The 23177-nt window shown below is 67.7% G+C and carries 19 protein-coding genes; 14 read left to right on the top strand and 5 right to left on the bottom strand.

All coding sequences use genetic code 11. From position 1 onward, the window contains the following. Nucleotides 1-82: 82 nt before the first annotated feature. The 3 genes from IB257_RS05795 (at nt 83) to IB257_RS05785 (ending at nt 4575) form a co-directional block, all read left to right on the top strand. Nucleotides 83-595, top strand: coding sequence for an ATP-binding protein (locus tag IB257_RS05795; protein ID WP_192328230.1), 513 nt, complete (start codon nt 83-85; stop codon nt 593-595). Between the two features lie 69 nt (nt 596-664). Further along, on the top strand, nt 665-2308 hold the full coding sequence (locus IB257_RS05790) for a VRR-NUC domain-containing protein (RefSeq protein WP_192491994.1): 1644 nt from the start codon (nt 665-667) through the stop codon (nt 2306-2308). Next, nucleotides 2305-4575 carry an ATP-dependent DNA helicase gene (locus tag IB257_RS05785; RefSeq protein WP_192491993.1) on the top strand — a complete coding sequence of 757 codons (2271 nt, stop codon included), beginning with the start codon at nt 2305-2307 and terminating at the stop codon, nt 4573-4575. Before IB257_RS05790 ends, IB257_RS05785 begins: the two co-directional genes overlap by 4 nt. Here the strand turns inward: IB257_RS05785 and IB257_RS05780 are convergent, their stop codons facing one another. After that, the gene (locus tag IB257_RS05780) at nt 4576-4983 is read right to left on the bottom strand and encodes a group III truncated hemoglobin (RefSeq protein ID WP_119451386.1); all 408 of its coding nucleotides are present in this window, start codon (nt 4981-4983) and stop codon (nt 4576-4578) included. It abuts the gene before it with no gap. A gap of 217 nt (nt 4984-5200) precedes the next feature. Here IB257_RS05780 and IB257_RS05775 point away from each other — a divergent pair, with 217 nt between their 5' ends. The 9 genes from IB257_RS05775 (at nt 5201) to IB257_RS05735 (ending at nt 16893) form a co-directional block, all read left to right on the top strand. Further along, entirely contained in the window at nt 5201-6682 is a 1482-nt protein-coding gene (locus tag IB257_RS05775) for an amidase (RefSeq protein WP_175181301.1), read from the top strand. Between the two features lie 248 nt (nt 6683-6930). After that, a complete protein-coding gene (locus IB257_RS05770; RefSeq protein WP_054456378.1) occupies nt 6931-8550 on the top strand; it encodes a methyl-accepting chemotaxis protein in 1620 nt (539 codons plus the stop codon). Then, on the top strand, nt 8550-9080 hold the full coding sequence (locus IB257_RS05765; RefSeq protein WP_082401156.1) for a chemotaxis protein CheW: 531 nt from the start codon (nt 8550-8552) through the stop codon (nt 9078-9080). The genes IB257_RS05770 and IB257_RS05765 overlap by 1 nt, the downstream gene beginning before the upstream one ends. Then, nucleotides 9077-10360, top strand: a complete 1284-nt coding sequence (locus IB257_RS05760) for a protein-glutamate O-methyltransferase CheR (RefSeq protein WP_082401157.1) — start codon at nt 9077-9079, stop codon at nt 10358-10360. The genes IB257_RS05765 and IB257_RS05760 overlap by 4 nt, the downstream gene beginning before the upstream one ends. 4 nt (nt 10361-10364) lie before the next feature. After that, nucleotides 10365-11015 carry a chemotaxis protein CheW gene (locus tag IB257_RS05755; RefSeq protein ID WP_175181489.1) on the top strand — a complete coding sequence of 217 codons (651 nt, stop codon included), beginning with the start codon at nt 10365-10367 and terminating at the stop codon, nt 11013-11015. Continuing rightward, entirely contained in the window at nt 11012-13267 is a 2256-nt protein-coding gene (locus IB257_RS05750; RefSeq protein ID WP_192491992.1) for a hybrid sensor histidine kinase/response regulator, read from the top strand. The genes IB257_RS05755 and IB257_RS05750 overlap by 4 nt, the downstream gene beginning before the upstream one ends. After that, a complete protein-coding gene (locus tag IB257_RS05745; protein WP_054456381.1) occupies nt 13264-14274 on the top strand; it encodes a chemotaxis response regulator protein-glutamate methylesterase in 1011 nt (336 codons plus the stop codon). The genes IB257_RS05750 and IB257_RS05745 overlap by 4 nt, the downstream gene beginning before the upstream one ends. Nucleotides 14275-14308: 34 nt before the next feature. Next, nucleotides 14309-15322, top strand: a complete 1014-nt coding sequence (locus tag IB257_RS05740; protein ID WP_054456382.1) for a PleD family two-component system response regulator — start codon at nt 14309-14311, stop codon at nt 15320-15322. Between the two features lie 287 nt (nt 15323-15609). After that, nucleotides 15610-16893: a cystathionine gamma-synthase family protein gene (locus tag IB257_RS05735; RefSeq protein ID WP_192491991.1), complete on the top strand. Its 1284-nt coding sequence runs from the start codon at nt 15610-15612 to the stop codon at nt 16891-16893. A 26-nt stretch (nt 16894-16919) separates the two neighbouring features. Here the strand turns inward: IB257_RS05735 and IB257_RS05730 are convergent, their stop codons facing one another. Next, entirely contained in the window at nt 16920-18431 is a 1512-nt protein-coding gene (locus IB257_RS05730) for an MFS transporter (RefSeq protein ID WP_054456384.1), read from the bottom strand. A 154-nt stretch (nt 18432-18585) separates the two neighbouring features. On the opposite strand from IB257_RS05730, the gene IB257_RS05725 reads away from it, so the two are divergent. Further along, complete coding sequence (locus IB257_RS05725; RefSeq protein WP_192491990.1) at nt 18586-19470, top strand: LysR family transcriptional regulator; 885 nt, start codon at nt 18586-18588, stop codon at nt 19468-19470. A 14-nt stretch (nt 19471-19484) separates the two neighbouring features. On the opposite strand, the gene IB257_RS05720 is transcribed toward IB257_RS05725, so the two are convergent. Together IB257_RS05720 and IB257_RS05715 are read right to left on the bottom strand one after the other, a co-directional pair. Further along, entirely contained in the window at nt 19485-20171 is a 687-nt protein-coding gene (locus tag IB257_RS05720) for a GntR family transcriptional regulator (protein ID WP_054456386.1), read from the bottom strand. A 90-nt stretch (nt 20172-20261) separates the two neighbouring features. Beyond that, nucleotides 20262-21290: a MerR family transcriptional regulator gene (locus IB257_RS05715; RefSeq protein ID WP_192328204.1), complete on the bottom strand. Its 1029-nt coding sequence runs from the start codon at nt 21288-21290 to the stop codon at nt 20262-20264. 176 nt (nt 21291-21466) lie between these two features. Here IB257_RS05715 and IB257_RS05710 point away from each other — a divergent pair, with 176 nt between their 5' ends. Further along, on the top strand, nt 21467-21928 hold the full coding sequence (locus IB257_RS05710) for a GNAT family N-acetyltransferase (RefSeq protein ID WP_125472167.1): 462 nt from the start codon (nt 21467-21469) through the stop codon (nt 21926-21928). A 15-nt stretch (nt 21929-21943) separates the two neighbouring features. Here IB257_RS05710 and IB257_RS05705 read toward each other — a convergent pair whose 3' ends face one another. Beyond that, a complete protein-coding gene (locus IB257_RS05705; protein ID WP_192328200.1) occupies nt 21944-23167 on the bottom strand; it encodes an MFS transporter in 1224 nt (407 codons plus the stop codon). Between the last annotated feature and the right edge of the window lie 10 nt (nt 23168-23177).

The following is a 23177-nucleotide window of genomic DNA, read 5'->3' as shown; positions in this document are numbered from 1 at the left end:
GGTACATCGCTACATAAACCCGCCAGAGGCGGGTTTTTTGTTGGCCCGCCTCCTGCCGCAGTTTTTTCCAGGAGAGCACTTCATGATGTCCACAGAACCTTCCGCCGCCGCCACGCCCATGCTGCACTTTCTGTGCGGCAAGATCGGCGCCGGCAAATCCACGCTGGCGCAAGCCTTGGCCGCGCGGCCCGGCACCATCCTGCTCAGCGAGGACAGCTGGCTGGCGGCGCTGTATCCCGGAGAAATCGTGGACCTGACCGACTACGCCCGCTGCGCCAGCCGCCTGCGCAATGCCATGGGCAGCCACGTGGCGGCGCTGGTCGGGGCGGGCTTGTCGGTGGTGCTGGACTTCCCGGCCAACACGCGGCGCAGCCGTGAATGGCTGCGCCAAGTGGCGCAAGAGGCCGGCTGCGCCCATCAGCTGCATTTTCTGGATCTGCCCGATGAGGTCTGCAAGGCCAGGCTGCGCGCGCGCAATGCCTCGGGCACGCACCCTTACACCACCACGGACGAACAGTTCGACATGATCACGGCGTACTTCGTCGAGCCGGACGAAGACGAAGGGTTCAATCTGGTGCGCCACGGGCAAGCCTGAAGAGAGGGACGCCGGCCGGGCGCGCCTGCTATGATTGCTGGATAAATATCCAGTCTTCCGGCCCGGCCGATGTTCCCCGCCTACCGTTACTACTATCTGCACAACTTCCAGCGCGCGCTGACGTGGGTGGGCGACCGCTACGCCGACCTGCTGGACGACGCCGAGCGCCGCTTCATGGCGGAATTTCCGGCCTTGCCGCAGGCATCCCAGGCCCTGATGGTGCGCATGCTGATGCGGCGCGGGCCATGGTTCCGCGCCAGCCGGCTGACCTACGAGGAGATCGGCGCGGCCGAGGCCGCCGCCGGGCCGCTGCTGCAATTGGGCTGGCTGGACGCGCAGGCGCCGATGACGCTGGATGAACTCTTCGGCCTGCATACCAAGCCGGAGCTGAATCGCATGTTTGCGCAGGTGCCGGCCAAGTCCGCCCCGCGCAAGGGCGATCTGCTGGAGGCCGTGCGCGTCGCGTGCGCGGATGCGCGGCCCTATGCGGACTGGAATCCCGCAGCGGACGAGCCAGTCTGGCGCGTGGCCGTATCGGATGTCTGTGAGCGATTCCGCCTGATGTTCTTCGGCAATCTGCACCAGGACTGGTCGGAGTTCGTGCTGGCCGACCTGGGCGTATTCCAGTACGAGACCGTGCTGTTCGATGCCTCGTCGCGCGCCTTCCAGACGCGCGAAGACGTGGACTGCTATCTGGCGCTGCACGCCTGCCGCGTCGCCCTGGATGAGGGGGCGGATGCCGATGCGCTGATGCAGGCCGTGCAGGCCTGCGCCAGCGCCAACCCCTGGCTCGAAAAGCGTCGCGCCAAAGTGCTGTTGCGCATCGGGCAGTCCTGCGAGCGGTCGCAGGACTGGGACACCGCGCAGCGCGTGTACGAGGCCTGCACATATCCTGGCGCGCGCCATCGCCGCATCCGCGTGTATGAACGCATGGCGCGGCACGGCGACGCGTTGGCCCTGGCTCTGCAGGCGCAGGCCCAACCTGAAAGCGAAGAGGAAAGCCAGCGCCTGGCGCGCATGCTGCCGCGGCTGTATCGCGGCGCGGGGCAGGGCGCTCCGGCGCGCGAGTCGGCTCCCGCCTTGCTGCGCACCGATCTGACGCTGGCGCGCCCGGCAGAGCGAACTTCGGTGGAATTCGTCACCCGCGATCACCTGCATCGGGACGACGCACCCGTGCACTACGTGGAAAACGCGCTGATCAATTCGCTGTTCGGACTGCTGTGCTGGCCCGCGGTGTTCGCGCCCTTGCCGGGCGCTTTCTTCCATCCGTTCCAGCGCGGTCCGGCGGACCTGGACGCGCCGGATTTCCATGAGCGCCGCGCGGCGCTGTTTGCGCAATGCCTGGCGCAGCTGGACACGCCGGGCTACCGCGACCTGATCCTGCAACGCTACGCCGAAAAATCCGGACTGCAATCGCCCTTTGTTTTCTGGGGCTCCCTGTCCGAGGACCTGCTGACGCAGGCGCTGGACTGCCTGCCTGCCGCCCACTTGAAGCTGTACTTCGAACGCCTGCTGCGCGACGTCAAGACCAACCGCTCCGGCTTGCCGGACCTGATCCGCTTCTGGCCGGCCGAGCGCCGCTATGAGCTGATCGAGGTCAAGGGGCCGGGCGACAAGCTGCAGGACAACCAGATCCGCTGGTTGCGGTATTGCGTGTCGCACGGCATGCCGGTGCGGGTGTGCCACGTCAGCTGGCGCGAGGACGCGGCATGAGCTACGCCGTGGCGGTGCGCGCCCTGTGCGAATTCACGGCGCGGGCGGGGGATCTGGACCTGCGCTTCACGCCTGCGCCCACGGGTCTGGAGGGCATGGCGGGCCATGCCGCCGTGACGGGGCGCCGGGGGCCGGATTACGAGACCGAGTTGGCGCTGTCCGGCCTGCATGAAAACCTGCTGGTGCGCGGCCGCGCCGATGGCTACGATCCCGTTGCCAATCAGCTCGAAGAGATCAAGACCTACCGCGGCCAGCTTGAAAGTGTGCGCGATAACCACCGCGCAGTGCATTGGGCGCAGGCCAAGGTGTACGGGCATCTGCTGTGCCAGGCGCGCGGACTCGCAAGCCTGCGCGTGGCGCTGGTGTACTACAACGTGGTCACCGAGGAAGAGACGGTGCTGGTGGAAACGCACGAGGCCGCCGCGCTGCAGGCGTTCTTCCGCGAGCAATGCGGAAGATTCCTGGCCTGGGCAGCGACCGAGCTTGCGCACCGCCAGGCGCGCGATGCGGCGTTGGAAGCGCTGAAGTTCCCGTACGGCGCGTTCCGCGCGGGGCAGCGTGAGCTCGCCGTGGCCACGTACCGCACGGCGCGCGACGGCGGCTGCCTGATGGCCCAGGCGCCCACCGGCATAGGCAAGACGCTGGGGACGATCTTCCCGCTGCTCAAGGCCAGCCCGGGCGCGGGCCTGGACAAGATTTTCTTCCTGGCCGCCAAGAGTCCGGGCCGCGGCCTGGCGCTTGAGGCGCTGGACACGGTCAACGCGCAGCCGGCTGCGCCCGGCTTGCGGGTGCTGGACTTGCAGGCGCGCGACAAGACCTGCGTCCACCCGGACCTGGCCTGCCACGGCGAGTCCTGCCCGCTGGCGCAGGGATTCTACGACCGCTTGCCGCAGGCGCGCGAGGCCGCGCTGTCGCATGCGCGGCTGGATGCCGCCACGGTGGCGGCCACCGCGCGCGAACATCAGGTCTGCCCGTACTACCTGTCGCAGGAGCTGATCCGCTGGAGCGACGTGGTGGTGGGCGACTACAACTACTACTACGACGCCACTGCGATGTTGTACGCCATGACGCAGGTGTACCAATGGAAGGTGGCGGTGCTGGTGGACGAGGCCCACAATCTGGTCGACCGGGCGCGCCGCATGTACACGGGCGAGCTCGACCAGGCCTCGCTCGCGGCGGCGCGCTACGCCGCGCCCAAGGGGTTGAAGAAGTCCCTGGATGGTTTGCAGCGCTCATGGAACGCGCTCAACAAGAAGCAGGCGGAGCGCTACCAGGCCTATGACGAGGTCGCGGCCGGCGTGCTGGCCGCGGTGCAGAAGGCGGTGGGCGCGATCATGGAGCACATGGCCGAGAACCCGCTGCCGCAGGACGATCCCGTGCTGGCGTTCTACTTCGAGGCCTTGCAATTCATGCGGCTGGCCGAGCAGTTCGGCTCGCACGCGCTGTTCGATGTGACCCTGTCGGACGCCAGCGCGGCCGGCGCCAAGACGCCGCCCTCCGTGCTGTGCGTGCGCAACGTGATCCCGGCGCCGTACCTCGCGGCGCGTTACGCGGCGGCGCATGCCACGGTGCTGTTCTCGGGCACGCTGAGCCCGCAGCAGTTCTACCGCGACACGCTGGGCCTGCCCGCGGCCACGCCCTGGCTGGACGTGGCCGCGCCATTCCAGGCCGAGCAGCTGGCGGTGAGGGTGGTGGGCAACGTATCCACGCGCTATCGCGATCGCGAGCGTTCGCTGGCGCCCATCGTCGAACTGATTGCGCGGCAATACGCCGAGCGGCCGGGGAACTACCTGGGTTTTCTCAGCAGTTTCGACTATCTGCGCCAGGTGTCGGACCTGATGCGTGAGCGCCATCCCGCGGTGCCGATCTGGCTGCAGACGCCGGGCATGGACGAGGCGGGCCGCGCGGCGTTCCTGGCGCGCTTTACCGAAACGGGGCAGGGCGTAGGTTTCGCGGTGCTGGGCGGCGCATTTTCGGAAGGCGTGGACCTGCCCGGCAAGCGGCTGATCGGCGCGTTCATCGCCACGCTGGGGCTGCCGCAGGTGAATCCCGTGAACGAGAACATGAAGCGCGCCATGGACTTGCGCTATGGCGTGGAGAACGGCTACGACTACACCTACCTGTACCCCGGCATGCAGAAGGTGGTGCAGGCGGCGGGCCGCGTCATCCGCACGGAACACGACGTGGGCACGGTGCACCTGATCGACGACCGCTACCGCCGCGCCAAGGTGCGCGGGCTGCTGCCGGGCTGGTGGCGGATCGAGTGATCAGGCCGGGTGCAGTTCGGTCAGCGGCTGGCTGGGGTCGCGGCTGAGCTGGTACCCATACCAGAGGCTGCGCGCCATGCGCCGGGCCATTTCCTGGGCTGCGTCGGCCAGCGCCCGGTTGGGCAGGGCGTCGGTGGTCTCCTGCCATAGCGCCAGCCAGCGCTCGAACAGTTCTGCGCTGAGGTTCGGCATGGCGGCATGCTTGGGCATGGGCATGCCGGTGAAGCGGCGCGTGCCCAGCAGCACGGCGGACCAGAAATCCGACAGGGTCGCCAGATGCTCGTCCCAGTCGTGCACCTGACTGTTGAAGACCGGGCCCAGCTGCGCGTCCGCGCGCGCCTTGCCGTAGAAGGCGTGCACCAGGTCGCGGATTTCGGCTTCGGTGCAGATGTCTGCGTCTGAGGTCAAGGTCGTCTCCTTGTGGGGCGGAAGGCGATCTTAGGGCGGGTGCGCCAGCCTGCGGTTTGATCTGGCGCAAGTTTTCCGGCCTGCCGCGGGATCCGGCGCGCCAAGAGCGGCGCCTGTGGTTTGCGTAGTATCGTCTGCCTGCGCGGCCGGCGTCCGGCAAGCGTGACCCCATATGATCAGGCGCCCCGAGTCGAAGGCGCGCCGCAAGGAGACCCGCATGACCATTGCCGCCCCGGCCGCAGCCGTCCCATTGAACGACATCGTGGCGATGCCCGCGCACGCGCTGTCCGAGGCGATCCGCAAGCGTCAGGTGTCCTGCCGCGAGGTCATGGCGGCCTACCTGGCGCACATCGACCGGGTCAATCCCAAGCTCAACGCCATCGTCGCCCGGCGCGACAGCGACGAACTGCTGCGCGAGGCCGATGAGCGCGACGCCCAATTGGCCGCGGGACAGTGGCTGGGCTGGCTGCATGGCATGCCGCAGGCGCCCAAGGACCTGACCGCCGTGCGCGGCATGGTCACGTCCATGGGCTCGCTGGTCTACAAGGACCAGGTCACGGCGCACGACTCCATCATCATCGAGCGCATGCGCGCGTCCGGCGCCATCTTCATCGGCCGCAGCAACGTGCCGGAGTTCGGCCTGGGCTCGCACACCTATAACCAGGTATATGGCGTCACGGGCAACCCCTACGATCCGTCCCGGACCGCGGGCGGCAGCAGCGGCGGCGCTGCGGCCGCGCTGGCGGCCCGCATGCTGCCGGTGGCGGACGGCAGCGATTTCGGCGGCTCGCTGCGCAATCCCGCGGCGTTCTGCAACGTCTACGGCATGCGCCCGTCCGCTGGCCGCGTGCCTTACGGACCGTCGACCGAGGTTTTCCTCAAGCAGCTGGCGGTTGAGGGGCCGATGGGCCGTACACCGCGCGACGTGGCCATGCTGCTGTCCGTAATGGCGGGACCCGACCGCCGCGTGCCGCTGTCCCTGACCGGCGACCCGGCGCAGTTCGCGCAGTCCCTGGACGCCGACCTGCGGGGCAAGCGCGTGGGCTGGCTGGGCGACTGGAATGGCTACCTGCCGATGGAGGCGGGCATTCTGGAACTGTGCGAGCAGGCGCTGGCCGGCCTGGCGCAGACCGGCTGCGAGGCGGTCGACTACCAGGTGCCATTCGCCGGCGAACGCCTTTGGCGCATCTGGCTGGCTCACCGCCACTTGATGGTGGGCGGACAACTGCACCCCCTCGTCCACAATCCCGAAACCCGCAAGCTGGTGAAGCCGGCCGTGGTCTGGGAAGTCGAAGGGCTGGAAGGCATGACGGCGCGGCAGGTTTACCAGGCCACCGAAGAGCGCAGCGCCTGGTACCAGACCGTGCAGCGCATGTTCGACGACGTGGATTATCTGGCGGTGCCGTCGGCCCAGGTGTTCCCCTTCGACGCGGCGCTGGACTGGCCCAAGGAGATCGCCGGGCGTCCCATGGACACTTATCACCGCTGGATGGAGACCGTCACGCCCTGGACGCTGGCGGGCTGCCCGGTGATCAGCGTGCCGGTGGGATTCAACGCCGCAGGGCTGCCCATGGGCATGCAGCTTATCGGGCCGCCGCAGGCGGACCTGGCTGTGCTGCAGCTTGCGCACGCCTATGGGCAGGCGCAAGACTGGGTGCAATCCCGTCCGCCCGCGGCGCTTTGGAGCGGCGCCGCCTGAAAACGGGTCCGGTACGCATTGTTGCGGGAAAAGACAAGCCCTTGTAAGAGGGCTTTGCTTTTTTCCGACGCAAAGCGCCATATTTCCCGCAATTTCGGCGTTTTCCGTGGCTGTCAGCGTTTGCCTTTGCAATAATTGTCAACCAACTCACAACATCCCGTAATAAATGGACAGCCTTGTGTCCCCGGTTCTGTTCCAGAATATTTCGGTCCAATCGACGAGTTGATTTTGCATAGAGGTCTCCCGGCATGAAGAATCTGACACTACGCCAGCGCATCCTGGCCAGCTTCCTGGCGATTCTGGCCATCATGGCGTTGATGGTGGTGATGGATTACCGGCGCCTGCTGGTCATCGAGTCGGAAGTCGAGCTGATCAACAATGATGCCGTGCCCGGCATCTACTACAGCACTTCGATCCGGGCCTCCTGGTTCGCCGGCTTCGTGCTGGTGCAGGACGCGTTCAACATGGAGACGGACCAGGAACGCAGCCGCATCCTGGCGGGTCTGCCCGAGACCGATAAGCTGCTGGCGGACGATATCGAGCAATACCGTCGCACCATCGCGCGCGCCGACGACCGGCAGATGTTCGAGGAGTTCGAGAAGGAACTGCAGGAGTACAGACGTATCCGCGCCAACATTCTTGCGCCTGCCGCGCTCGCGGACCCGGCGCGGGCGCAGGCGCTGATCAAGGCGGAACTGCGGCCGGCGTTCTACAAGGGCCGCGACATCCTCGCCAGGATGGTGCAGGAAAACAAGAAACAGGCCGACGAAGCGGCCGTCGCCATCAAGCAATCGGTGAACAGCGCCGAAACGCGCATGCTGCTGTCGCTGGGCCTGGCGATCGTGGCGGCCATCATCTGCGGCATCCTGCTGATGCGCGCCATCGCCAACCCCATGCGCGCCATCGTCAAGACCTTGGAGGCCACCGGCGGCGGCGATCTGACACGGCGACTGACGCTGGCGCGCAAGGACGAATTCAACGCCATCGAAACCGGCTTCAATGGCATGGTGGACGAGCTGACCGGTCTGGTTGGCAAGACGCAGCGCTCCGCGGTGCAGGTGGCCACCTCCGTCACCGAGATCGCGGCCACTTCCAAGCAGCAGCAGGCGACGGCCTCCGAAGTCGCCGCCACCACGACCGAGATCGGCGTGACCTCGCGCGAAATCTCCGCCACCTCGCGCGAGCTGGTGCGCACCATGGCCGAAGTCTCGGGCGCGGCCGAGCAGACCGCGGCGCTGGCGGGCAGCGGCCAGGTGGGCCTGGCGCGCATGGAAGACACCATGCGCAACGTGGTCGGGGCGGCGGGTTCGGTCAACGCCAAGCTGGCGATCCTGAACGAGAAGGCCGGCAACATCACGCAAGTGGTTACTACGATCACGAAAGTGGCGGACCAGACCAACCTGCTGTCGCTGAACGCGGCGATCGAAGCCGAGAAGGCCGGCGAATACGGCCGCGGCTTCGTGGTGGTGGCGACCGAGATCCGCCGGCTGGCGGACCAGACCGCCGTCGCCACCTACGACATCGAGCAGATGGTGCGCGAGATCCAGTCGTCGGTGTCTGCCGGCGTCATGGGCATGGACAAGTTCTCCGAGGAAGTGCGACGCGGCATGGCCGACATGCAGCAGGTGGGCGACCAGCTGTCGCAGATCATCCAGCAGGTGCAGACGCTGGCGCCGCGCGTGCAAATGGTCAACGAAGGCATGCAGGCGCAGGCCACCGGCGCCGAACAGATCAACCAGGCCCTGCAGCAGCTGAGCGACGCCGCCCAGCAGACCGTGGAATCGCTGCGCCAGTCCACGCTGGCGATCGAAGAACTGACGCTGGTCGCCAACGACCTGCGCAGCGGCGTTTCGCGCTTCAAGGTGTGATGGTTGCCATGGCGCAGCGCGCTCCCTCTGCTGCGGCCGGACGCCGGCTGTACCTGCTGTTCCGCATCGGCGGCGACCGCTATGCGCTGGACGCAAGAGACATCGCCGAGGTGCTGGGCCTGCGCCCGTTCAAGCAGGTGCCGGGCGCGCCGGCGTGGGTGGCCGGCGTGATGGACCGCCGCGGCGTGGCTGTCCCCGTCATCGACATGAGCGCGCTGGCGGGGGGCGGCGCGGCCGCCGCCGTCACCAGCACCCGGCTGGCCCTGGTGCGCTATCAGGCGCAGTCGGACGGGCCGGAACATCTGCTGGGGCTGATCCTGGAGCAGGCGACCGAAACCGTGCACTACGATCCCGCAGCGTTTCAGTCCGGCGGCCTGGACAATCCGCAGGCGCGCTATCTGGGCGCGGTGCTCGGCGATGCCGACGGCATGGTGCAGGCTGTCAACGTGCGCGACCTGCTGCCTGCGCCCGTGCGGGCGCTGTTGTTTCCCGCCGACGCCGCAGGCGCGGCGCGCGAGGCGCGGCCATGATGCTGATCGACGAGTTCAGCGCCTTGCTCAAGCGGCGCATGGGCCTGGATAGCGGCTCCATCGGCAAGGCCGCCGTCGAGCGCGCGGTGCGGCGCAGAATGGGCATGGCCGGCATTGCCGATGAGCAGGATTACCTGTGGCAGGTGCAGGCGGCGCCTGCCGAGATGCAGCAGCTCATCGAAGCGGTCATCGTGCCGGAGACCTGGTTTTTCCGTTATCCCGAATCGCAGGCGGCCATGGCCGCGCTGGCGCGGGCGCGCCTGTACGCCACGGGCGCCGAAGGCCGTGTGTTGCGCGTGTTGAGCGTGCCCTGTTCCAGCGGCGAGGAGCCTTACTCCATCGCCATGGCGCTGCTGGACGCCGGCGTGCCCGCCGAACGTTTCCAGATCGACGCCTTCGACATCAGCGTGCGCATGGTCGAATTCGCGCGGCGCGGCCTGTACGGCCGCAATTCATTCCGCGGCGATGACCTGGGGTACCGCGACCGCTATTTTTCGGAGACCGCAGACGGCCACCAACTGGCCGCCCACGTGGCGGCGCAGGTGCGGTTCCAGGCCGGAAATCTGTTCGATCCCGATCTGCTGGCAGGGGTGGCGCCCTATGACTTTGTGTTCTGCCGCAATCTGCTCATCTATTTCGACGCGGCAACGCAGGCCCGCGCCGTGCAGGTGCTGCGCAGCTTTACGCGCGAGGATGGCGTGCTTTTCGTCGGCCCGGCCGAAACCACCTTGCTGACCGGCCGCAGGCTGCCGGCAGTGCCCATGGCGCGTTCGTTCGCCTTCCTGGCCAAGCCGCTGCCCCCGCCGGCCGAGCCTGTCGCGCCGGCGGCAGCGCGGCCCATCGTGCACAGCTGGACGCCGCCCAGGCGGCCGCTGGCCCAGGCGCCGGAGCCCGGCCTGCCCCTGGCGCATGCGCCCATACCGGCGATACCCGCGGCGCCCGTGGTCGCCTCGGCCGGATTGCGCGACGCGCAGGCCTCCTTGCGCCATATCGCGGCCCTGGCCGACCAGGGCCGGGTGCAGGACGCCATGGCGCAGTGCCAGGCGCACATAGGCACCCACGGCGCCAGCGCCGAGGCCCTGTATCTGCAAGGCTTGCTGCAGGACGCGGCAGGCGACGCGCGGCAGGCGCAAGCGGCCTACCGCAAGGCGCTCTATCTCGATCCGACCCATCGCGAAGCCCTGCTGCATCTGGCCGCGCTGGTGGCGTCGGACGGCGATCACGAAGCGGCCAGCCGCCTGCAGGCGCGCGCGGCTCGCGGGGAGGCGCGACGTGGTTGAAATCATGGGCGTGCTGTCCGACGTGGACGACTGCTGGAACCGCATCGGCATCCGCGGCGACAAGAGTTGCGCGCAATTGGCCGACCACGTGCATTGCCGCAATTGTCCGGTCTATGCGGCGGCGGCCAAGCGCATACTTGACCGTCTGCCGCCGCAAATGGAAGAGCAGGGCGCCGAAGAGGCCCAGCAGGAGCGCGCCAGGCTGTCTTCGCTGCTGGTGTTCCGCGTGCACCGCGAATGGCTGGGGCTGCCGACCCGGGCGCTGGACGAAGTGGCCGGCACCCGCAGCATCCTGAGCCTGCCGCACCGGCGCGATCCGGCGATGCTGGGCGTGACCAATGTGCGCGGCTCCCTCACTGTGTGCGTGTCGCTGGCGCGTCTGCTGGGCCTGGAGGCGGCAGCGGAGGACGCGCGCGAGCGGCCCGCCACGGCGCGCATGCTGATACTGGGCGGCGCAGGCCGGGCGGTGGTCGTGCCGGTGGATGAGGTCGAAGGCATGCACGCCGTGGACCTGGACGGGCTGGAGCCCCTGCCCGCGACCGTGGAGGGCGCAAGCCTCAAGTACTCGCGCGGCATGGCCCGCTGCGGCGGCCGCGCCGTGGGCGTGTTGGACGAGACCTTGCTGATGCAAGCTTTGGAACGGAGCCTGGCGTGAATCCGGATCAGATGCGCGATGCCTCGCTTCTGGAATTGTTCCAGCTGGAGACCCGCACCCAGGTGGAGGTGCTGAACAAGGGCCTGCTGGCCCTGGAGCACGACCCCACGTCCGCGCCGCAGCTGGAAGCCTGCATGCGCGCGGCCCATTCCCTCAAGGGCGCGGCCCGCATCGTCGATCTGCATCCCGCGGTGCGCATCGCGCACGCCATGGAGGATTGCCTGGTTGAGGCGCGCGAAGGCCGGCTGCGGCTGCAGGCCGCGGACATCGACGCCCTGCTGATGGGCGCGGACCTGTTGCAGCGCGTGGCCACGCCGGGTGTGGAGCTGGGTAGCGAGATCGACGAGCTGGTGACGCGCCTGAGCAATGCGCCTGCGTTGCCGGCAGCGCAGGCTGCCGCGCCGGTCCCCAAGCCCTCGGATTTCCTGCCGCCGATTCCGGTCCTGGATGAACCGCCCGCCGCAGCGGTGCAAAGGCGCAGTTCGGACGCGGGATTGGGCGAGGGCGAACGCGTGCTGCGCGTGACGGCTGACACCCTCAACAAATTGCTGGGCCTGTCCAGCGAGACCCTGGTGGAGTCGCACTGGATCGCGCCCTTTGGCGCGTCCATGCTGCGTCTGAAGCGCATGCAGGCGGGCGCGGTCCAGGCGTTGGACGGCGTGCGCGCGGCCCTGGCGGGCCAGGCGCTGGACGCGCAGGCGCAAGCCGCGCTGGACGATGCCCTGCGCATCGTCCAGCAATGCCAGCAGGAGCTGTCGCAGCGCACCAGCGAGGTCGACGAATTCGGCTGGCGCATGGGCCACCTGGCCCAGCGCCTGTACGACACCGCGCTGGCCTGCCGCATGCGGCCGTTCGGCGACGGGGTGGGAGGCATGGCGCGCATGGTCCGCGACGTAGGCCGCGCGCTGGGCAAGCAGGTGCGGCTGGAAATCGAAGGCGAGTCCACCCAGGTGGATCGCGACATCCTGGAAAAGCTCGACGCGCCGCTGATGCACCTCTTGCGCAACGCGGTGGACCACGGCATCGAGATGCCGCAGGACCGGCTGGCGGCGGGCAAGCCGGCCGAAGGCCGGATCCGGCTGTCGGCGCGCCATGCGGCCGGCATGCTGCTGATTGAACTCAGCGACGACGGCGCCGGCATTTCGCTGGACCGGCTGCGCGTGGAAGTGGTGCAGCGCAAGCTGGCCAGCGCGGAAACCGCGGCCCGGCTGACCGAGGCCGAGCTGCTGGAGTTCCTGTTCCTGTCGGGCTTCAGCACGCGCGGCGAAGTCACGGAGATCTCGGGGCGCGGGGTGGGGTTGGACGTGGTGCAGACCATGGTGCGCCAGTTGCGCGGCGCGGTGCGCATCCAGCAGCAGACGGGGCAGGGCACCCGTTTCATGCTGGAGATGCCCTTGTCGCTGTCGGTGGTGCGCAGCCTGCTGGTCGAGGTGCAGGAAGAGATCTACGCATTCCCGCTGGCCTACGTCAACCACGCGCTGCAAGTGCGCGCCGAAGACATCGAACAGCTCGAAGGGCATCAGCATTTCCGCTTCATGGACCGGCAGATCGGGCTGGTGTCCGCGCGCCAGATCCTGCGCACGGGCGGCGCCGCGCCGGCCTCCGAAGCGGTATGCGTGGTGCTGGTGGGCGACCACGACCGGCTTTATGGCGTTGCCGTGGACCGTTACGTGGGCGAGCGCACGCTGGTGGTGCAGCCGCTGGACCCGCGCCTGGGCAAGGTGCAGGACGTGATGGCGGGCGCATTGATGGACGATGGCACGCCGCTGCTGATCCTCGACGTGGAAGACATGCTGGTGTCGGTGCAGAAGCTGGTGGAAGGCGGACAGCTGAGCCGGGTGGACGGCGCGGGCGCGGCCGAACAGGCGCGGCGGCGCAAGCGCGTGCTGGTGGTGGACGACTCGCTTACGGTGCGGGAGCTGGAGCGCAAGCTGCTGTTGAACCGCGGCTTCGACGTGGCCGTGGCCGTGGACGGCATGGACGGCTGGAACATGTTGCGCAGCGAGTCGTTCGACCTGGTCGTGACCGACGTGGACATGCCGCGCATGGACGGCATTGAACTGGTGTCGCGCATCAAGGCCGATCCCAAGCTGCAGGGCCTGCCGGTGATGGTGGTGTCGTACAAGGACAGGGAAGAGGACAGGAGGCGCGGGCTGGACGCCGGCGCCGACTATTATCTGGCGAAGGGCAGCTTCCATGACGACGCGCTGCTCGACGCGGTGGAAGACCTGATCGGAAAGGCGCGCACGTGAGAGTCGGAATCGTCAACGACATGCCGATGGCAGTGGAAGTGCTGCGGCGCGCGATCGCGCTGGAGCCGGGGCTGGACCTCGCCTGGGTCGCGACCAACGGCCAGGAGGCCGTGGACCTGTGCGCCCGCGACCGGCCGGACGTGGTGCTGATGGACCTCATCATGCCCATCATGGACGGCGTCGAAGCCACGCGCCGCATCATGGCCGAAACACCCTGCGCGATCGTGGTGGTGACCGCCGACGTGGCGCGCCATACCTCGCGCGTGTTCGACGCCATGGGCCATGGGGCGCTGGACGCGGCAGATACCCCGGTAATCGGCAGCGGCGACATGCGCACGGCGTCTGCGCCGCTGCTGCGCAAGATCCGCAACGTGGGGTGGCTGATCGGCCGCTATGGCAAGCGGCCTGCCCTGACGCCGGTGGCCCGGCCCATGCAACAGGGCGATGCCAAGCGGCTCCTGGTCATCGGCGCATCGGCTGGCGGTCCGCCGGCGCTGGCGCATCTGCTGAAGGGAATACCGCCGGAGTTCCCCGCGGGCATCGTGCTGGTACAGCACGTGGACGCCTCGTTTGCCGCGGGCATGGCGGACTGGCTCAATGAACAGGCGCCGCTGCCCGTCAGGCTGGTGCGCGAGGGCGAATGGCCCGAACCCGGCCAGATATTGCTGGCCGGCACCGGCGACCATCTGCACATGCTGGCCGACGGCACGCTGCGCTACACCGAAACTCCCAAGGAAAGCCTGTACCGGCCTTCCATCGACGTTTTTTTCCATAGCGTGGCGCAGCACTGGCGCGGCCTGGCCGTCGGCGTGCTGCTGACGGGCATGGGCCAGGACGGCGCGCGCGGGCTGAAGGCGCTGCGCGAACGCGGCTACCTGACAATTGCGCAGGACCAGGCCAGCAGCGCCGTCTACGGCATGCCCAAGGCCGCGGCCGCCATGCAGGCGGCCGTGGAAATCCGCCCATTGGACCAAATCGCTCCTCGCGTGATCCAGGCTTTTGCCTGAGCGCGCGGACCTCGACAGCATTCAAGGACTCACTATGCAACCTCCCATTGACAGCTCGGCTTCGGCGAACCTGCATTCGCATGCGGCCATGGTGTTGCTCGTCGACGACCAGGTGATGGTCGGCGAGGCCATTAGGCGGGCCCTGGCCACGGAGGGCAACATCGACTTCCACTATTGCTCTGATCCGGAAAAGGCGCTGGCCGTGGCGATCCAGACCCGGCCCACCGTCATCCTGCAGGACCTGGTGCTGCCGGGCGTGGATGGACTGAGCCTGGTGCAGGAATACCGTGGTCATCCAGTGACGCGCGATATCCCCATCATCGTGCTGTCCACCAAGGAAGATCCGGCGATCAAGAGCGCGGCCTTTGCCGCCGGCGCCAACGACTATCTGGTCAAGCTGCCCGACTCCATCGAGCTGGTGGCGCGCATCCGCTACCACTCGCGCTCCTACCTGGCCCTGGTGCAGCGCGACGAGGCCTACCAGGCCTTGCGCCAGAGCCAGCAGCAACTGCTGGAAAGCAATATGGAGTTGCGCCGGCTGACCAATTCCGACGGACTGACGGGCCTGGGCAACCGCCGTTATTTCGACGAATACCTCAATGCCGAGTGGCAGCGTGCGCGCCGCGACGGCCGCGAAATCAGCATGCTCATGATCGACGTGGACCACTTCAAGGCCTACAACGACACCTACGGCCACATCGCTGGCGACGAGGCGCTCAAGCGGGTGGCCAACACCATCTTCGCCAGCTGCGATCGCTCCACCGACCTGGCGGCGCGCTTTGGCGGCGAGGAGTTCGCGCTGGTGCTGCCTGGCACCCCGGCCGGCAGCGCGCGCCTGGCCGCCGAGAAGCTGCGCCGCGCGGTGGAAGCCTTGCAGATTCCGCAGAAGGACACTGGCGACGGCCCGTGGCTGACGGTCAGCATCGGCACGGCGACGGCGGTGCCGCAAGGCGACCAGCCCTGCACCGACCTGATCCAGGTGGCCGACCGCGGTCTCTATCAAGCCAAGCGGCAGGGCCGCAACCGCGTCGTTCCCGGCGTGATGTAGGGCGCGGCCGCAGCAGGTTGCGCCAGCCATCTTCCGCGGGTCTCATGATTTTCCTGTCGATTGCGCCAAGTTGAGGTAATCAGGCAGCGCCTTTCAGGAAATCCCCATAAGGGGAAATATTGTTTCTCACTGTCCTCGCCGGACGATGCAAGCGGAAGGACTCTTGCGGCCGGCTACTGTCATTCTTCCATGCAGCCCGAGGCGGGCGGCGCTATTGTTTTCGCATGCGTGAAGCGCCAGCCCGACGGCCCGGCCGGGCACCCGGAAACCAGACAGAGAGGCATAGCATGAGTTACTCCAGCTACCACAAGAAGGACATTTTCGGCCGCCCGCTGCATGCCGAAACCCAGATGATGTCGTACGGCTTCGACCCCTTCCTGTCGGAGGGCGCGGTCAAGCCGCCGGTGTTCCTGACGTCTACCTTCGCGTTCCGCTCGGCCGAGGATGGCGCGGCGTTCTTCGACCTGGTTTCGGGCCGCAAACCCTTGCCCCAGGGCGAGTCCGCGGGGCTGGTGTACAGCCGCTTCAACCATCCCAACCTGGAAATCGTCGAGGACCGCCTGGCGCTGCTGGATGGTTCGGAAGACGCCGCGGTGACCTCCAGCGGCATGTCGGCGATCAGCGCCGTGTTCCTGGCATTCTTGCGGCCCGGCGATCAATTGGTGCAATCCGTGCCGCTGTATGGCGGCACCGAAACCCTGATCTCCAAGATTTTCCCGGAGTGGGGGATAGGTTCGCATGCCGTCGAGGACGGCCTGTCGGCCAAGAGCATGCGCACAGCGCTGGAGGCCGCGGCGGCGCAGGGGCCGGTGCGTCTGTTTTTTGTTGAAACGCCCGCCAATCCGACCAATGCCTTGATCGATTTCGAGGCCATGAAGAATGAGCTGGACGCCTTCGAAGCGCGGCACGGCTATCGTCCCGTGTCGGTGTGCGACAACACCCTGCTGGGCCCGATCTTCCAGAAACCGGCCGAGCATGGCGTGGACCTGTGCGTGTATTCGCTGACCAAGTATGTGGGCGGCCATAGCGACCTGGTTGCGGGCGCGGTCACCGGCAGCAAGACGCTGGTCAAGAAGGTGCGAGCCATCCGCAGCGCGTTCGGCTCTCAGCTGGACCCGCATTCCTGCTGGATGATCACGCGTTCGATGGAGACCGTGGTGCTGCGCATGAAGCAGGCCGCGCGCACGGCGACCAAGGTGGCCCAGTGGCTGTCCGGCAATCAGCATGAAAAAGTGCAGATTTTCCATCCGGAGATGATTGCGGACCGGGCCTACCAGGAAGTCTACAAACGCCAGTGCACCGGGCCGGGTTCGACCTTCGCCTTCGTGCTTGAGGGCGGGCGCGCCAAGGCGTTCCGCTTCATCAACGCGCTGCATCTGTTCAAGTCGGCCGTCAGCCTGGGAGGCACCGAATCGCTGATCTGCCATCCGGCGTCCACCACGCATTCCGGCGTTCCGGCGGCCGAGCGCGACGCGGCCGGCGTGTCCGAGGGGCTGGTGCGCGTGTCGATCGGACTGGAGCACGAGGAAGACCTGATCGCCGACATGGACCACGCCTTCCGCAACTGCTGAGCCGGGGCCGGCATGGCAGGCCTGTTTCAGGCTGCCATGCGCCGCCGGTTGAATAGCACGAACCCCGCCGTGACCAGCAGCATCAGAGCCGCGGTGGCGATGACTGCGGCATAGCCCGTGTCGAAGGCGGTCTTGGCCAGGCGGGTCAAGGCCATGCCCAGGTCCGACGACAGTCCGTCCGCCACGATCAGGGCCTGGTCCAGGCTGTCGCGCGCAAGGTCGGACTGGGGCAGGCCAACCGGCACGGCAAGCGTGTGCGCATAGACGCCGGACAGGATCGATCCCATCAGGGTGACGCCCAGCGCGCCGCCCAGCTCGTACGACACCTCTTCGATCGAGGCCGCCATGCCGGCGCGCTCCGGGGTGGCGCTCTGCATGATGGTGCTGGACGCCGCGGTCATGGTGGCGCCTATGCCGGCGCCCAGTACGCACAGGCTGACCATCTGCGGCAGCAGCGCCGCGTCATAGCTCAGCAGGTAGCCGGTCATGCCCAGCCCCGACACCAGCAACGACAGGAACAGCATGGTGGCGCTGTTGACGCGGCCCAGCAGCCAGCCCGCCAGCGGACCCGCGATGAAAGCGGCCAGCGACAGCGGCAGGATGAAGAGCGCGGCTTCAAGCGGCGACATGCCCATGACCAGCTGCAGCCGCTGGCTGAACACCAGCTCCATGCCCAGCAGCGCAGCGGCGGCGAACAGCGCAGCCGCCACGGCCGAACTGAAGCTGAGGTTGCGGAAGATGGCGAAGTCGATCAGCGGATAAGGCCGCGCGCGCTGGCGCCGCACGAACACGGCGAGCATGGCCGCGCCCGCAGCGCAGGCCAGGCCGGCGTCGCGCCAGGACGGGTCGGTCTTGCCCAGTTCCTTCAGCGCGTAGGCGCACAGGATCAGGCCGGCCATCACCTGCAACGAGCCCGGCAGGTCCCAGGGGCGCGAGGCGTCCGGACGGCTGGCAGGAATCAGGCGCCAGGCGAGCGGCAGCGCCAGCAGCACGATGGGCACGTTGATGAGGAACACGGAACCCCACCAGAAATGCTCCAGCAGCACGCCGCCCACCACCGGGCCGACCGCGGCGCCGCCCGAGGCAACCGAGGCCCATACGCCGATGGCGATGGCGCGTTCGCGCTCATCGGCGAAGGTCAGGCGCAGGATGGACAGCGTGGCAGGCATCATCATGGCGGCGCCCACGGCCAGCAGCGCGCGCGCCGCGATCAGCGTGGCCGCGCCCGGCGAGTAGGCGGCGCACAGGGACGCCGTGCCGAACACGACCAGCCCCGCCATGAACAGGCGCTTGTGGCCGAGGCGGTCGCCCAGCGTGCCCATGCCCAGCAGCAGGCCGGACACGACCAGCGCGTAGATGTTCACGATCCACAGCTTTTCCGACGCGTTGACGTTCAATTCATGCGTGAGCCGGGGCAGGGCGGTATAGAGGACGGTCATGTCGACCACGATCAACAGCAAGGCGCTGGACACGATGGCCAGCACCAGCCAGCGGCCGGGCGCGGCCGTGGCGACAGCGTTCGGTTCAGTCCGCTGCATGGTTCTACTCCTGAAACTGAAACGCCTGCCGCGCCGCGAACGCGGGCGGGGCCGGGATTGGCCGGGTCTCAGAGGGCGCCATTATCCATCTTCCAAGTCGCATAAAAAAGTTTGAAACCATCTATAAAATAGATGGATAACGAGGAGTCGCGACATGCAATGGACACTGGATCAGCTACGTCATTTCGTCGCCGCTGCGGAATCGGGATCGTTCTCGGCGGCGGCGCGACGCCTGGGCCGGGCGCAGTCGGCGATCAGTACCTCGGTAGGCTTGCTGGAAGCGGACCTGGGCGTGGAGTTGTTCGACCGGTCGCGGCGCAACGCAACCCTGACGGCCGCCGGCGAGGTCATGTTGCAGGAGGCGCAGGAACTGCTGCGCCAGGCAGGCGCGCTGGAGCAGCGCGCCTTGTCGTTTGCCGCCGGGCGCGAAGCGCGCCTGGGCGTCGCGCTGGACGAAGGGCTGCCTTATCTGGTGGCCGACCAGTTGCTGAAGGAACTGGCCGAACGCTATCCGGCGCTGGAGCTGACCCAGCTCAACGGCACCGCGACGGAGGTCGCCGATTATGTGGAACAGGGCCGCGCCAGCCTGGCCTTCCAGTTCGATCGCGGCGATCCGGGCAGCGCCTTCGCCCATCGCCATCTGGGCAATGTGGCGCAGGGCATCTTCGTGGCGCAGGGCCATCCGCTGGCCGCGCTGCCCGAGGTCGGGCGCAATGACCTGGCGCGTCACCGGCAGTTGCTCATGCAGATGGACGGCGTCGACCAGGTGATGCTGAGCCCGTCGGTCTGGCGGGCCGACAGCAGCTACAACATCGCTGCCATGGCCGCCAATGGCGTGGGCTGGGCCATCCTGCCGCTGAACATCGGCGAATACCAGGGTTTCAGCAACGAGCTCGTCAGCGTGCGCTGCGCGGACCTGTTCCTGCCCATGTTGTCCGTGCGTACGCTGTGGCTGAGGGGCGGCAGCCTGAGCGAGACGGAACTCTGGCTGCAGCAGCGCATGGGCCAGCTGCTGGCGGGGACGCAGGCGCAGCCGTAGCGCTGGGGCCGGCTTCAGCTGAGCAGGGCGCTGACCAGGTCGCCGCCGCTGCGGCCGCCGTTCTTGAAATCCAGCGCCGTCTGCACATGCTCCAGATGCGCGTCCATCAGCGCGCAGGCACGGTCGGCATCGCCGGCGCGGGCGGCCTCGATGAAGGCGTGATGCTCCTGTGACGAGCAGCTGGCATCGTGCGAGCTTTGATACAGCACGGTGATGACGGCGCTGCGGGCCGAGAGTTCGCGCAACATCCCCGTCAGCACGGAATTTCCTACGGTCTCGGCCAGCAGAATGTGGAAGTGTCCGAGCAGCCGGTTGCGTTCCTGCACGTCGCCGCCTTCCAGCGCGCGGCGCTCCGCGGCCAGATGGGCGTCGATGCGGCGGTAGTCAGCCGCCGTTGCCCGCGCCACGAATTCGCGTGCGAGCGCTGCTTCCAGGATGCGCCGTACCGCATAGACCTCGCGCGCCTCGTTCGCGTCCGGCTTGCTCACGAACGCGCCCTTGTCCGGCACGATGTTGATCAGCTTGTCCTTGGACAGCATCAGCAGCGCGGCGCGGATCTTGGTCCGGCTGACCTGATACACCCCCGCCAGCGCCTCTTCGCGCAGCCGCGTGCCGGGCGGCAGCTTGTGCGCGACGATGGCCGCCGAGATTTCCTTGGCGATATCGTCGGCGCTGGGGTCGGGGCGGACTTCCTGGGACATGTTGGGGCAGGCGAGGGACAGGGCTGGTCAGTCTAGCAAATGGGCAGGCCCGGCGGGGAGCGGGCCTGCCCATGGCCGGGCGGACCCGCGCTAGCGCGCCGCCGCCAGCGCGCCCATTGCCTGCCGCATGAACGACAGGGTGGCGTCATCAGTCCAGGTGCCGGCGGTGAGCTCGGGCTCGGTCATCAGCGCGTGGCGGAATTTCGCCTGGGTGGCGGGGTCGTTGCCGGCATAGCTGCGGAACAGGTCCAGCCAGCGCCGGGCCAACGCCAGGGCCGTGGGCGAGTCCGGCGCCACGCCCGCGTCGAGCGCGTCGCGCACCTCGGCCATCAGTTCGGGCCATTCGCCAATGCGATCGCCGTAATGCTCGCGCATGTAGCGCGCCTCGTCCGGCGTGAGGTACTTCTCGTAGATCCGCAGCTTGCTTTCCGAGAAGGCTTGCAGCACGTAATCGCGCAAGGCCGGCGAGATGCCCATGAGCGCCTGCATCGAGGGCTCGCGTTCGTGCATCCGGTTCAGCTTGACCAGCAGGCGCGGATCGCGATTGGTGTCGCGCAGCAGCAGGGTCATCCAGCGCAAGGCCAGTTCGCGCGGCTGCGCCGCTTCGGGCGCGACGCCGGCATCCATCTGCGCCTGCACCTCCTTGACCAGCGCGAGCCAGTCGGCGTCGCCATTCTGGCTGCTGCGGTACATGGGCAGGCGGGCCAGTTCATCGGGGGAAAAGTATTTGTCGTACATGGTCATGAGTTCCAGAGTGGTGAGCCAATCGGCCAGCTCTGGCTCCTTGCCTTGCGCCAACTGGCCCTGCAGCTGGGCGAGACGCTCGCGCAGCCGGGAGGCTTGCTGGATCTGGCGGTCGAGCATCGCGATCTGCTTCGCGATGATTTCGTCCATGGGAGTGTCGGGCTGGTCCAGATAAGCGCCGATCTCGGCCAACGGCAATCCGAAGCGGCGCAGCGCCTGGATCTGATGCAGCCGGGCGATGTCGTCGCGGCCATACAGCCGATAGCCGTTGTCGGCGCGCGCCGAAGGCGTGAGCAGCCCGATCGCGTGATAGTGGTGCAGCGTGCGGACAGTCAGCCCGCTTCGCCTGGCCAGTTCTCCTACTTTCAGTTGCACGGCATTCCTCCTGTTGATGGCGCGGAACGAACTCTGGGACATGACGTTGCGTGAGGGTCAAGCGTTACCGCGGGCGGCAGCTAGTCTGACACGTCGGGCGATGGGATCCAGCGATTTTGAGCGGCGGCCTTGGCCGTTGCTGGAATAATGGGCGTCCCCCGAAGAGGAAACGAACAATGAATATCCGTGAGCTGGATGCTTCCGAGTTGTCGAGTCTGCTGGATTTGTATCGGCATCTGCATCCAGCGGATGATCCCCTGCCGGGCGCGCAAACGGTCGCAGCGGTCTGGCAGGAACTGATGGAAAGCACTCGGCACAGGGTTTTTGGCGCGTATGCCGACGGCAAGCTCGCTTCAAGCTGCACGCTTACCGTCATTCCCAATCTGACGCGTGGTTGTCGGCCCTATGGCGTGATCGAGAACGTGGTGACGGATGCCGCTTACCGGCGTCAGGGCCTTGCCAAGGCGGTGCTCGACGAGGCGCTGGCGTTCGCCTGGGGCGGGAATTGCTACAAGGTCATGTTGATGACCGGTAGAAAGGACGAAGCGACCCTTCGATTCTACGAGTCCGCGGGTTTTGACAGGCATGGCAAGCAGGCATTCATCGCGAGGCCGCCGGTATCCGGCGACCTCGGTTGAGCCGAACGGCCGGGTTCAGGCCTGTTGCCGCGACTTGGCAGACCCGGCCAGCAGCGCGACCGCTGCGATCGCCAGGGGAATGAACGAAACCCACAGCACCGTCGCCCAGTCATAGGCCGCCAGCAGGCCGCCCGATGCGAAGGAGCCGACCGCCATGGTGCCGAAGATGATGAAGTCATTGAGCGACTGCACCCGGGTCTTTTCTTCCGGCCGGTGGCATTCCAGAACCAGGGCCGACGCGCCCACGAATCCGAAGTTCCAGCCCAGGCCCAGCAGGACCAAGGTCACCCAGAAGTGGGCCACGTCGATCCCGGTGAGGCCGATGGCCGCGGACAGGCCGGTGAGCGCCAGGCCCGCCGTGACGATGCGTCCGGCGCCGAAACGCGTGATGAGGCGTCCCGTGAAGAAGCTGGGGCCGTACATGGCGATGACGTGCCATTGCAGGCCGAGGTTGGCGCTTTCCTGGGAATGGCCGCAAAGATGCATGGCCAGCGGCGCGGCGGTCATCAGGAAATTCATCAGCATGTAGGAGACGGCGCCGCAGACCACCGCCGTGACGAAGCGCGGCTGGCGCGCGATCACGCCCAGCGGCCGTCCGCCCGCAACTTCGGCCGCGCTGGGCATGGGCAGGTGCACGCCCAGCAGGACCAGGGCCGAGACCGCTGCTACCGCCGCCTGCATGAGATAGGTCGCCGCGAACATGTGTACGGGCCACAGGTACATCGTGTACGTGACCAACTGCGGGCCGACCACGCCGGCCAGCACGCCGCCGCCCATCACGAAGGACAGGGCGCGGGCGCGCCTGGCGGGAGACACGCCGTCGGCCGCCGCGAAGCGGAACGACAGCACGACGGCGGCGTACGCGCCGCCGAAGAACGTGCCCAGGCAGAACAGCCAGAAAGAACTCAGCACGATGGCGGCGGCGGCCAGCAGGCCCACCAGCACGCCGCAGGCGGTGCCGGCAAGAAATGCCGCGCGGCGGCCATGGCGCCTGGCGATGGCACCAGCAGGAAGGATGCAGGCGGCCATGCCGACCACAAAGATGGAAATGGGCAGGGTCGCCAGCGCCTTGTCCGGCGCCAGCATGTCGCCGACGATGGCGCCGGTGGCGTAGACCACGACGGCGTTGGCGCCTGCCAGCGCCTGGGCGATTGTCAGCCGGGCGATGTTGCCGCGCTGCGCCTGCGGCGTGAGTTCAGCGCCGGGTGCGGCCGATGGCGCCGGGGTTGATGCGGACAAGTGGGTCTCC

It is taken from the genome of Achromobacter sp. ACM03, assembly GCF_014851665.1.
Taxonomy (GTDB): Bacteria; Pseudomonadota; Gammaproteobacteria; order Burkholderiales; family Burkholderiaceae_B; genus Achromobacter; species Achromobacter aegrifaciens.
Note: the sequence above shows the minus strand (reverse complement) of the source record. Positions and strands in the feature narration are given on the sequence as shown.